Below are 11,179 nucleotides of genomic sequence, written 5' to 3' on the forward strand. Positions count from 1 at the left end.
GCCGCCGGGCTGGCCGCCGCCGCCCTCGTCGCGGGCTGCGGCTCGTCCGCCTCCTCCGGCGGCTCGCCGCCCGCCAGCCCGCCCGCGTCCTCCTCCGCCCCCGCCGTACCGGGAATGTCCGCCGCCACCCTGCGGACCACGACCGACGCCCGGCTCGGCACCGTCGTCACCGACAGCGCGGGCTTCACCCTCTACCGCTTCGACAAGGACAGCGCCACACCGCCCACCGCCACCTGCGCCGGCGACTGCGCCGCGCTCTGGCCCCCGGCCGCGGCCCCGGCCGACGGCACGGCGGTCACCGTCAACGGCGTCGACGCGAAACTCGTCGGCACCGTCACCCGGGCCGACGGCAGCAAGCAGCTCACCCTCGCCGGCTGGCCGCTCTACCGCTACGCCCCCGACCGGAACCCCGGCGACACCAAGGGCCAGGGCGTTCAGGGCGTCTGGTTCGCGGTGACCCCCGCCGGCGACCGGGCCGCCGCCGGCTCGGGCGGCTCCGGTTACTGAGCCCGACGGGCCCGACGGGCCGCCGCCCACACTCGACCCGGAGGCACGGGTGCGCAAGGATGTGATGGTGACCGAGGAGCCTCCCGGTGGCGGCCGCCCGGCCGCGCGGAGCGCGTCGGCACCGGACGAGGAGCTGATGCGCGCCCTCTACCGCGAGCACGCCGGGCCCCTGCTGGGCTTCGTGCTCCACCTCGTCGCCGGGGACCGCCAACGCGCCGAGGACGTCGTGCAGGAGACCCTGCTGCGGGCCTGGCGCAACCTCCACCGGCTCGACCCGGCGACCGCGTCGCTGCGCCCCTGGCTCGCCACCGTCGCGCGGCGGATCGTCATCGACGGACACCGCGCCGCGCTCGCCCGACCGCGCGAAGTGGACGCGGCGCCACTGGAGTTGCTGCCCGCCGCGGACGAACTCGACCGCGCACTGCGGATGATGACGGTCGCCGACGCCCTCGGCGACCTCTCGCCCGCGCACCGGGAGGTCGTCGTGGAGACCTACTTCAAGGGCCTGACCGCCACCGAAGCGGCCGCCGAACTCGGCATCCCCGCAGGCACCGTGCGCTCGCGGCTGTACTACGCGCTGCGCGCGCTCAGGCTCGCGCTGGAGGAACGGGGCGTGACACCGTGACACCGCACGAGCCCGGCCACGAACCGTCCGTGCACCTCGACGTCGCCGGCTACGTCCTCGGCGTACTGGACCCGGCCGAACGCGCCGCCTTCGACGCCCATCTGGCCGCCGGCTGTCCGCAGTGCGCCCGGCAACTGGCCGAACTCACCCCCGTCGGAACCCTGCTGGCCGAGTACGCGGCCGACGGCGACCCGGCCGACCCGCTGCCGGAGCCGGACCCGGCGCTGCTCGACCGGCTGGTGGCGGAGGCCGGGGCGGTCCGCCGCCGGAGCCGGGTCCGGCGGCTGGCACTGGTCGTCGCGGCCGCCGTCGTAGCACTGGCCGGACCCGCGGTGACCGCCGCCGTCATCACCGCCGACTCCCCGCCCGCGGTGGTCGCCACGGCCGCCGCCCACCACTTCACCGCGACGGACCCCGCGACCGGCGCCCACGCCGTCGTCGGCGTCGACGCCGCACCCTGGGGCAGCCGGGTCACCCTCGAACTCTCCGGCGTCCCCGGCCCGCTCACCTGCGACCTGGTCGCCGTCTCCGCCGCGGGCGACCGGCAGACGGTGACCACCTGGAGCGTCCCCGCCACCGGCTACACCACCGCCGCCCTCCACACCACCGGCGGCACCGCCCTCCCACCCACCACCATCGACCGCTTCGAAATCCGCACCCTCGACACCGACACCCTCCTCCTCACCATCCCCACTCACGCCCCCTGACCTCCACCCCCCGCCACAGGAAGTCGCCCCCCGCCGACTTCCTGCGCGCCTTCGCCCACCCGCGCGGGAGGTCGCCCCGCCGACTTCCTGCACCCACCCGGCGCTCGTCCCCTTCCTGGGGCTTCGGCTTGCCTCCGGTGGGAAGTCGGTGAGGCCGACTTCCCACTCCCGCTCCTCGTCAACGGCGCGCGATGCCGCTGCCCTGCTCGGTGTGCGCTGGGACGGTGATCGGTGTGGAGTGGGAAGTCGACGTCGCCGACTTCCCACTCCTCGGCCTACCGGGTCGCCCGGGTGGCGAGGTGGGTGAGGGCGCGGGCGCAGCGGCGGGCGAAGAGGGGTTGGGCGAGGGGGGTGTTGGGCGAGGGGGAGGAGGGGGCCGGCGAGGCGGGCGTACCAGCGTTGCGGGCGGCTGAAGGCGTTCACGGTGAACCAGACCGCCCCGTCCGGCTCCAGTTCCACGACGAAGGTTTCCTCGCCCACCGCGAGGTGCCCTCGGCGGGTGCCGTAGGTGAAGCCGTAGCGGTCGCGCTCCCCGTCGGTGGTGCTCCAGACCACCCGGCACGGGGCGCCGGCCCGGAGCGGGCCGATGCCGATGGCGCACTGGACCGCGACGCCGCGCGCGGCCCGCTCGGCGTCGGTGGTGATCCGGACGCCGGCCGCCCGGTGCATCCGCCAGCCCAGCACGGCGGTCCCGGCGGCGTCGAGGGCGGCGCGGCCGTGGCCGAGCAGGGCGCGGTGGCGGAGGTGGTTGTAGCCGCCGGGGAGTGGGGCGTCGAGGCGGGTGCTGGCGCCGACCTCGGGGTAGTTGAGGTCGTCCAGCGGTGCGGCGGCGTTCATCGGAGGGTCTCCTGCGGGATCGGTGAGATCGGTGAGATCGGCGAGATCGGCGGGATCGGCGGGGTCGGGGCGAGGGCCAGGCGGCGCCAGGCGAGCAGCGAGCAGAGCGCGAAGCCGAGCGCGTTGCCGACGCCGTGGGTGGCGGCCATCCAGCCGAGGGTGGGATGGGGGATGCCGGAGGCTTCGCCGAGGGCCCACCACAGCGCGAGCAGCATGGTGACGGCGAGGACGGCCGCCGAGACGCCGAGCAGCACGGGCGTGCCGGTGAACCGGGGAGCGCCGCTCCGGTCCTCGGCCCGGGGCCGCAGGTCGCGCCAGGTGAGCAGGCCGACCAGCCACATGCCGACGGTGAGGACGGCGGCGCCGACGAGTTCGGCCCAGTCCCCGACGAAGTAGCCGCCGAGCACCAGCAGGGTCCCGGTCGGGACACTGAGCGCGGCCCACCGGGCGGCGGGGCGGCCGGGGACGGCACGGCAGACGAGTCCGGCGACGAGGGCGGCGGTGAATCCGGCGTAGTGGAAGTGCGGGACGGTCAGGGCGAGGATGTCGAGGTCGAAGCCGAACAGCTCGTACCCGGCGCGCTCCGCGACCAGGGCGAGTCCGGCGACCGAGGGCATGGCCAGCGCGGTGAGGACGGCGATCTCGGCCGGGGCGAGGGAGCGGGTGCGGGCCAGCCGGAGCGGGGCGTGGGCGGCGACGGCGAGGGTGCCGAGGGCGTAGCAGGCGGCGGCGCCGGTGGCGAGCGGGCCTCGTGGCAGCCACAGCGAGAGTGCGCCGGGGACGGCGGCGAGCGGCCAGAGGCGGCGCAGCCGGGCGAGTCCCGGTTCGTCGATGAGTGCGAGGCCGAGCGGGACCACCGCGCCCATGCCGAGCAGGACCAGCAGGTCGACCAGTTCGGTGGTGCCTCTGCCCATGGTGGCCCGGATCTCCTTGAACGCGTTCAAACTTCCCTTGCGCGCCGACTCTACGCGGGGCATTGAACGTGTTCAAGTTCCAGTTTCCGGGCAGCCGGCGCCGCCTGCCCTGGTGTTCCCGAGGGGTACGGCGCACCCTGGAGGAGTAGGAGGGGTGACCGGACCAGGAGCGACCGCCGGAGGTGATCCGCCATGCAGACTCTTGTCGGTTGGCACATCGAGATGGAGTTCCGCGAGGAGGGGCCGCGAACGGCGGCCGCCGCCCTGCTGCGGCTGGGCGACGGATCGGAGCTGCGCGCGCACGGCTACACCAGCCGTCACCCGTCGGATCCGGAACAGCTCAGGGTCGGCGAGGAGATCGCCGCCGCACGGGCACTCAACGACCTCGCCTCGCAGTTGCTCACCAAGGCCCACGGTGAGATCCAGCAGGTCAGCCCGATCCCGACCCACCCGCTGTCGTGACGCCGTCGGAGGGAGCCACGAGCCCGACCTCCCACCGGTCGCGCATCCCGCTGATCTGTCCGAGGTGCGGGAAGGAGCAGCGGGTGGTGCCGGGCGGGCCGGGCCGCGCGGTCAAGGTGGTGCACGCCGGGACCGGCGAGGAGGCCTGCGAGCCGGGGGACCTCGCCCGCGCCCCGGAGAATGGCCTCGCCTGACCCGCCTCGCCCTCGCCGGCCCCGTGGGGCGTCAGTTCGGGCAGTACGTGGTCGGCACCTGCCACTCGGGCCCGATCAGCCGCTGCTCCAGCTCGTTGAGCGTGATCCGGATCCCGACCGTCCCGGCCAGCCCGAGCCGCATCCGGCTGCGGGCCAGGGCCACGAAGGCCGACAGGCCGTACTTGTTGATCAGCGACGCGCGGTAGCGGGCGGTGGCGTCCTGGTCGCAGACGGCGGCACGGGCCGGGAGCTGCGCCCCGGTCGGGCGGCCGTGCGCGTCGCAGGGGCCGACCAGCACCTTGGGGTGGCGGCGGATCCGTTCGGCCTCGCCGGAGTGGGCGGGGGTCCAGATGCCGAGCGCCGTGCCGTCGGCGACGACCCAGCTCTGCGAGTGGACCTGGCGGCCGTCCTCGCCGTAGGAGGTGAGCAGGAGGTATCTGCTGTCGGCGAGCTGGTCGGTACGGTCGTGCACGGTGTCCTCCCTCTCCGGTCCGGCGGGCGGTCGCGGTCGGGGCGACCGGTGCTCCCGTGGCGCTCCACAGGGGCGTGCTGCTCGCAGGCGGTGCGGTGCTCCGCGGTGGGCCCGGCGGTCCGGGTGCCCCGCCGTACGACCCACGGGACAGGCTGGCACGGGTCCGGTCAAGGACCCCGGCCGGGTGGGCCACTCCATTGTCGTCCAGGGCGGCCGCCGTTTCGAGGGCTCGGGACCGCTCGAAAACGGTGAACCGGTGCGGTTCCGCGGGCGCGAGCGGGGGTGTGCGCCGGGGAATCCCACCCGGACGGCGTAGGCGTGGGCGATGCCGCCGGGTGACCGGCAGAACCCGGGCAGTGCCGACCACCCCCGAAACGACCGCCCCCCGAAAAGCGGCGCCCCCCGGAAACGACCACCCCCCGAATAAGCGGCCACCCCCCGAAACGGCGAGCGGCCCGCCCGGTGTCCTGAAGACACCGGACGGGCCGCCTCGCACCGTCGCGTTACCCCGCGAGGGTCAGTGCACCAGCACCGGCACCTCGTTGGCGTCCACCGCACCCGCGCCCGAGCCCTCGCCGGCGCCGCCCGTCCCGGGGCGACCGGCGTTGATCAGGACGAAGGCCAGCACGGCCGCCAGGGCCAGGATCCCGAAGGACCACCAGATCGCGGTCGAGAAGCCGTGCACCATGCCCCCGAACTGCACCGCCTTCGCGGCGGCCGGGTTGGTGGCCTCGCCCGCGTGGGCCGCCAGCCAGGTGGTGGTGGCGCTGGCCGCGATGGTGTTCAGCAGCGCGGTGCCGATGGCGCCGCCGACCTGCTGCGAGGTGTTGACCATGGCGGAGGCCACGCCCGCGTCGCGCGGCTGGACGCCGTGCGTGGCGAGGCTCATCGCCGGCATGAACGCGGTGCCCATGCCGAGGCCCATCAGGACCAGACCGGGCAGGATCAGCGCCGGGTAGGAGGTGTCCAGGTCGATCTGGGTCAGGATCAGCATGCCGACCGCGGCCAGCAGGAAGCCGGGCGCCATCAGGTACCGCGCCGGGACGCGGGTCATCAGGCGGGCGCCGATCTGGGTGGAGCCGGTGATCATGCCCGCCACCATCGGCAGGAAGGCCACGCCGGTCAGCACCGGGCTGTAGTTGAGCACGATCTGCAGGTAGTAGGTCAGGAAGAGGAAGAGACCGAACATGCCGATCACGGCCAGGCCCAGCGACAGGTAGACCCCGCCGCGGTTGCGGTCCAGCACGACGCGCAGCGGCAGCAGCGGCGCCTTGACCTTGCTCTCGACCAGGACGAACGCGGCCAGCAGCAGGGCGGCGCCGATGAACAGGCCGATCGTCACGCCCGAGCTCCAGCCGTCCGACTCGGCCCGGGTGAAGCCGTAGACCAGCGCGACCAGGCCGGTGGTGACCAGCAGCACGCCGGGCACGTCGAGCCGGTTGCGGTTGCGGCCCTCGGCGGGCTCGCGGATCACCATGACGGCGCCGACGGCGGCGACCACGGCGAACGGGATGTTGACGAAGAAGGTCCAGCGCCAGTTCATGTACTCGGTGAGCAGGCCGCCGAGGATCAGACCGATCGCACCGCCACCACCGGCGATCGCGCCGTAGATGCCGAACGCCTTGGCGCGCTCCTTGGCCTCGGTGAACATGACCGCCAGCAGCGAGAGCGCGGCCGGGGCGAGCAGGGCGCCGAAGACACCCTGGAGGGCGCGGGCGCCGAGCAGCATCGCGGTGTTGGCGGCGGCGCCGCCGAGCGCGGAGGCCAGCGCGAAGCCGGTCAGACCGACGATGAAGGTGCGCTTGCGCCCCCACAGGTCGGCCACCCGGCCACCGAACAGCAGCAGCCCGCCGAAGGCCAGCGCGTACGCGGTGATCACCCACTGGCGGTTGCCGTCGGTGATGCCGAGGTCCTTCTGGGCGGACGGCAGCGCGATGTTCACGATGGTGGCGTCCAGGACGACCATCAGCTGCGCGAGGCCGATGAATATCAGGGCCTTCCAGCGCCTTGGATCAGGCTGAACGGCGGGCAGGGCATCGGTTTTTGACATGGCGGTACTCACTTCACGGTGCGAGGTGTGCGGAAGACGTGCGGGGCAGTGCAAGGGACAACGGGTTAAGGGGAGAAGAACAGCGGCGGACGCGTCGGATCAGTGGTCGCCGTGGAAGTCCTCGAAGGTCGCGGCCCGGCCGGGCAGTGTCGAACGGGCGGGCGCCCGCATGCCGTCCAGGAACAGTTGCAGGTGCCGGTGGACGAATCCCTCCAGGATGTGGCACGAGGTGCCCGGCAACGGGCGGGTCAGCTGGCTGAGCGCGATGAACAGGTCACCGTGGGCGACGTCCGGACGGATCTCGCCCGCCGCCTTCGCTCGCTCCAGCAGATCGCCGACGACCGCCATCAGGCGCTCGCGTGCCTCCGCCAGGTCCGGATCGTTCAGGTCGACCCGGTTGGTGAGCATCGGGCAGAGCGCGCCGACCTTCTCGTCGACCGTCTCGTGGGCGAACCGCTCCAGGGCGTCGAACGGGCCGGCAGCCTCGGTGGCGGCCCGCTCGGCGATCGCCACGATGCGGTTCTTGACGAGCAGGGCCACCTCGCGGATCAGTGCCGCCCTAGTGGGGAAGTTCCGGTAGAGCGTAGCGTTTCCGACGCCTGCCCGCTTGGCAATTTCGTCCAGCGGCGCCTCGGCGCCGTGCTCGACGAACGCGTCCCGGGCCGCCAGCACGATCCGCTCACGGTTACGGCTGGCGTCCGCACGCAGTCGGGGCGTGCGGGCCGGTTCCGTGGTCGGTGTCGGCCGGGTGGCGGCGGTGCTCACGGCTTTGCTCCTCCCGAAGCTTACAAGTTCCGGGGAGAAACTCCCCGCTTAGTCCTACGAAGGGCTAAACGGGGAATCGCTCCCCGGAAATTTCACGCTTCTGTGTGACCTGGGTCACACTACGGTCCGTGCTTCGGGTGTCCCGTCACCGTCACCATCGGCCGCGCCGCCATCGCCGGCCGTGCTGACGCCACGGGTGCTCCGGAGAGGTCACCCGACCGAGGCCCGGGCCGGCCCGGCGGTGACTCGGGGGTCGGCGCCCGGCCCGGTGCGGGCGGGTCGGTGCAGCGGGATCTCGAAGTGGACGGTGGCCACGCCGGGGCCGTGCTCGCCGCTCGGGCGGGCGTCGTGGACCTCCTCGGCGAGGCTGCGCCAGAACGGCTCGGCGCCCGGGATCTCCGTGTTGGTGTGCAGGTAGAGCCGCCGGTAGCCGCCCTCCGCGGCGGCGAACGCGCGGGCGCGGTGGACGAGTTCGCGGGCCAGGCCGTGCCGCCGGTGCTCCGCCCGGACGTACACCCGGACCAGCTGGGCGGTGGTCCCCGAGGGGTAGCGCTCGGCGACCTCGCGCGGGTGCGGCGGGTGGACCGGTCCGGTGGAGTGCAGTGCGGTGGTGGCGACCACCTCCTCGCCGTGGACGGCGACCAGCAGGGCGTGCCGGGGGTGGTCCAGGTAGTGCCCCTGGAGGTCGACCACATCGGCGTGCCAGTCGGGCACGTAGCCGTAGCCGAACTCGCGGTAGAAGGTGTCGAGGATCAAACGGCGCGCCCCGGGTACGTCCTGCGGCAGGGCATGGCGGATCACATAAGGGAGTTGACGCTGCATCAGATACTCCGACCGGAGGTGGGGCGGGAGGGTGGTGGTCAGAGTACATGAAAACCACTTTCATCTGACGCGTTGGCGGACGCGCGGTCCGGCGTGTTGAAAATGAAAACGAATCCCGTTACGGTCCTGCCTGTCCGCCGATCGTCGAGTCCGTCGAAGGGGAGAACCGTGGCGCATCTGCTGGTGATCGAGAGCTGGGTCGGCTCCATGAGCAGGTTGCTGCCGAGGGCGCTGGGGGAGAGCGGCCACCGCTTCACCTTCCTCACCCGCGACCTGCACCACTACCTGCGCGCCGCCCCCGTCGACGGCCCGCACCCGCTGCTCGCGGCGGAGAACATCCTCACCGTCGACACCAATGACGCGGCCGTACTGCTCCCGTACGCCGAACGGCTGCACGGGCTGCTCGGCTTCGACGGGGTGCTCTCCTCCTGCGACTACTACCTCCCCCAGGTCGCCCGGGTGGCCCACCGGCTCGGCCTGCCCGGGGCCGACCCCGGCGCGGTCGCGGCCGCCTGCCGCAAGGACCTCACCCGCCGGGTGCTCGCCGAGGCCGGCGTCCCGGGGCCCGCGTACGCGCTCTGCGCCGACCGCGAGCAGGCGCGGGTCGCCGCCCGGGCGATCGGCTACCCGCTGGTGGTCAAGCCGGTCGACCTGTGCGCCGGGATGTTCGTCCGGGAGGTCGTCGACGAGACCGAACTCCTGGTGGCGGTCCGGGCCCTGGAGGCGTTCCCGGCCAATGCGCGCGGCCAGCGCCGGGAGCCGGTGGTGCTGCTGGAGGAACTGCTCACCGGGCCCGAGGTCAGCGTCGAGACGGTCTCGGCGGGCGGCGCCGCGCACGTCGTCGGGATCACCGACAAGAGCATCGGCGGGGCGCCCGCGTTCGTCGAGACCGGGCACATGTTCCCGGCCGCCCTGGATCCGGTCGAGGCCAGGGCCGCCGCCGACACGGCCCTCGCCGCACTGGCCGCGCTCGGGCTCGACCAGGTCGTCGCGCACACCGAGATCAAGCTGACCCCGGCCGGGCCCCGCGTGGTCGAGGTCAACCCGCGACCGGCCGGGAACCGGATCACCGAGCTGGTCCGGCGGGTCACCGGGGTCGACCTGGCGGCCGCCGCCGTCGACGTGGCCCTCGGCCGCCGGCCCGACCTGGACGTCCACCCGACCGGGGTCACCAGCGCGGCGATCGCCTTCCTCGTCCCCGAGGGCGGGCAGGCCGGACTGCTGGACGGCTTCGACGGCGAGGAGGCGGTGCGGCGCGACCCGGCCGTGGTCGAACTCGCGCTCGCCGGGGCGGGCCGCGAGGTCCGGCCGGCGACCAGCAACAACGAGTACCTCGGGCACGTCATGACCGCCGACAGCGGCGGGGCCGGAGCGCGCGGCGCCGCCGAGCGGCTGCTGGCCGGGCTCACCCCGCGCCTCACGGCGGCCGCAGGGGCCGAAGCGGTCGTCGAGGACGCCATCGAGGACTCCGTCGAGGACGCTGTCGAGGGCGTCGAGGACGTCGGCGCCCTCGGGGCCGTATCCGCCGGGGTGCCCGCATGAGCGCCCCCGTCGCCACCACCGACACCCTCGCCACCACCGGCACCCTCGCCACCGCGGGCGCCGGTGTCCCCCCGAGCGCCGGTACCTTCGCGCTCGACCTGATCACCGGGCGGGCCCGTACGGGGGCGTACGGGCCCGACCCGGCCTCCCTGCGGATCGCGCTCGCCTTCACCACCGCCCAGGCCGTCCGGCACGACGGCCGCGCCCGCGGCTACCGCAACGAGGTGCTCAGCCTGCGGCTCGGCGCCGCCGTCGGCTCCTGCGCCGTCGAACCGGGCGAACTCCCCGCCGACACCCTCACCGACTGCGTCGGCGCCACCGTCGACGAGCTGCTCGACCATCCCCGCGCCGCCGTCCGGGTCGCCGCGCTGGACGCCTACCTGGGCCACTGCCGCCCGCACGGACCGGCCGAGGGTGCCCGCCCGGTCCCGTTGCCGGCGGGCTCCTCGCTGGCGAAGTCCCGCGCCCGCGCCGCCGCTGTGGTGGGGCTGGGGTGGGGCTGCTGCCGCTCGCCGACGTCCGCCGGGTGCTGGTCGTCGGTGTCGTCAACTCGCTGCTGGAGCAGCTCCGTTCGCGCGGAATCGGGTACGTCCCGTGCGACCTCAAGGGCGGCGCGACCGAGTGGGACGAGCCGGTGCGCACCGACGCCCTCGCCCACCTCGACGCCTGCGACGCCGTGCTCGCCTCCGGCATGACCCTGGGCAACGGCTCGCTCGATCCGCTGCTCGCGCACGCCCGCACCACCGGCAAGCCCCTGGTGCTGTTCGCCCAGACCGGCAGCGCGGTGCTGCCCCGGCTGCTGGGGGACGGGGTGACCGCCGTCAGCGCCGAGCCCTACCCCTTTTTCTGGCTCGACGGCGGCCCCACCGTGCTCCACCTCTACGGCGGCCGGGCGGGCCGAGGGGGTGCGTCGCGGTGACCGCCCTGCTCGACCCCGGTGCGGCGCTGGGCAATCCGGACCTGCTGCCGCTGCTCGGCGGCACCCCGCTGGCCCGGATCACCACCCCACTGCCGCACCCGCACCCCGGCTTCTGGGCCAAGCTGGAGGGGCTGGGCGCGGGCGGCATGAAGGCCCGCTCGGCCGTCGCCATGCTGCGCGGTGCCCACGCACGCGGTGAACTCCGCCCCGGCGCCACGGTGGTGGAGTCCACCTCGGGCACCATGGGGGTCGGTCTGGCCTTCGCCGGGCAGGCTCTCGGGCACCCGGTCGTGCTGGTCGGCGACAGCGAACTCGAAACGTCCATGCGGCAGTTGCTGCGCGCCTACGGGGCCAGGCTGGAAC

The 11,179-nt window shown here is 74.2% G+C and carries 10 protein-coding genes and 3 pseudogenes; 7 read left to right on the forward strand and 6 right to left on the reverse strand.

The window, feature by feature from the left end; translation table 11 throughout:
• The 3 genes and pseudogenes from VR45_RS25485 to VR45_RS47985 form a co-directional block, all read left to right on the forward strand.
• Positions 1-507 (forward strand): annotated as a pseudogene (locus VR45_RS25485) (hypothetical protein); the annotation flags it as partial.
• Between the two features lie 64 nt (positions 508-571).
• A complete protein-coding gene (locus VR45_RS25490; protein WP_045942181.1) occupies positions 572-1,132 on the forward strand; it encodes a sigma-70 family RNA polymerase sigma factor in 561 nt (186 codons plus the stop codon).
• Positions 1,129-1,839, forward strand: a complete 711-nt coding sequence (locus VR45_RS47985; protein WP_052709365.1) for a zf-HC2 domain-containing protein — start codon at positions 1,129-1,131, stop codon at positions 1,837-1,839. The genes VR45_RS25490 and VR45_RS47985 overlap by 4 nt, the downstream gene beginning before the upstream one ends.
• A 411-nt stretch (positions 1,840-2,250) precedes the next feature.
• Here VR45_RS47985 and VR45_RS44450 read toward each other — a convergent pair.
• Positions 2,251-2,676: pseudogene (locus VR45_RS44450) on the reverse strand (DUF1990 domain-containing protein); the annotation flags it as partial.
• Positions 2,673-3,590: a YndJ family protein gene (locus VR45_RS25500; RefSeq protein WP_078896823.1), complete on the reverse strand. Its 918-nt coding sequence runs from the start codon at positions 3,588-3,590 to the stop codon at positions 2,673-2,675. The gene VR45_RS25500 and the pseudogene VR45_RS44450, both read right to left, overlap by 4 nt.
• A 192-nt stretch (positions 3,591-3,782) precedes the next feature.
• Here VR45_RS25500 and VR45_RS25505 point away from each other — a divergent pair, with 192 nt between their 5' ends.
• Complete coding sequence (locus VR45_RS25505; RefSeq protein ID WP_045942175.1) at positions 3,783-4,052, forward strand: DUF1876 domain-containing protein; 270 nt, start codon at positions 3,783-3,785, stop codon at positions 4,050-4,052.
• A gap of 225 nt (positions 4,053-4,277) precedes the next feature.
• On the opposite strand, the gene VR45_RS25510 is transcribed toward VR45_RS25505, so the two are convergent.
• From VR45_RS25510 to VR45_RS25525, 4 genes are all read right to left on the reverse strand, one after another.
• Positions 4,278-4,718, reverse strand: a complete 441-nt coding sequence (locus tag VR45_RS25510; protein ID WP_063772544.1) for a PPOX class F420-dependent oxidoreductase — start codon at positions 4,716-4,718, stop codon at positions 4,278-4,280.
• 517 nt (positions 4,719-5,235) lie between these two features.
• A complete protein-coding gene (locus VR45_RS25515; protein ID WP_045942176.1) occupies positions 5,236-6,768 on the reverse strand; it encodes an MFS transporter in 1,533 nt (510 codons plus the stop codon).
• A 99-nt stretch (positions 6,769-6,867) separates the two neighbouring features.
• Positions 6,868-7,533, reverse strand: coding sequence for a TetR/AcrR family transcriptional regulator (locus tag VR45_RS25520; RefSeq protein ID WP_045942177.1), 666 nt, complete (start codon positions 7,531-7,533; stop codon positions 6,868-6,870).
• Positions 7,534-7,743: 210 nt separating this feature from the next.
• The gene (locus tag VR45_RS25525) at positions 7,744-8,355 is read right to left on the reverse strand and encodes a GNAT family N-acetyltransferase (RefSeq protein WP_045942178.1); all 612 of its coding nucleotides are present in this window, start codon (positions 8,353-8,355) and stop codon (positions 7,744-7,746) included.
• A 168-nt stretch (positions 8,356-8,523) separates the two neighbouring features.
• Here VR45_RS25525 and VR45_RS25530 point away from each other — a divergent pair, with 168 nt between their 5' ends.
• From VR45_RS25530 to VR45_RS25540, 3 genes and pseudogenes are all read left to right on the forward strand, one after another.
• A complete protein-coding gene (locus VR45_RS25530) occupies positions 8,524-9,897 on the forward strand; it encodes an ATP-grasp domain-containing protein (protein WP_078896821.1) in 1,374 nt (457 codons plus the stop codon).
• Positions 9,898-9,995: 98 nt separating this feature from the next.
• Positions 9,996-10,816: pseudogene (locus VR45_RS25535) on the forward strand (DUF364 domain-containing protein).
• Positions 10,813-11,179: pyridoxal-phosphate dependent enzyme (locus tag VR45_RS25540; protein ID WP_045942179.1), on the forward strand; the 367-nt coding region annotated here is incomplete at its 3' end. The pseudogene VR45_RS25535 and the gene VR45_RS25540, both read left to right, overlap by 4 nt.

The sequence above is a fragment of the Streptomyces sp. NRRL S-495 genome (assembly GCF_000966955.1).
Lineage (GTDB): Bacteria > Actinomycetota > Actinomycetes > Streptomycetales > Streptomycetaceae > Kitasatospora > Kitasatospora purpeofusca.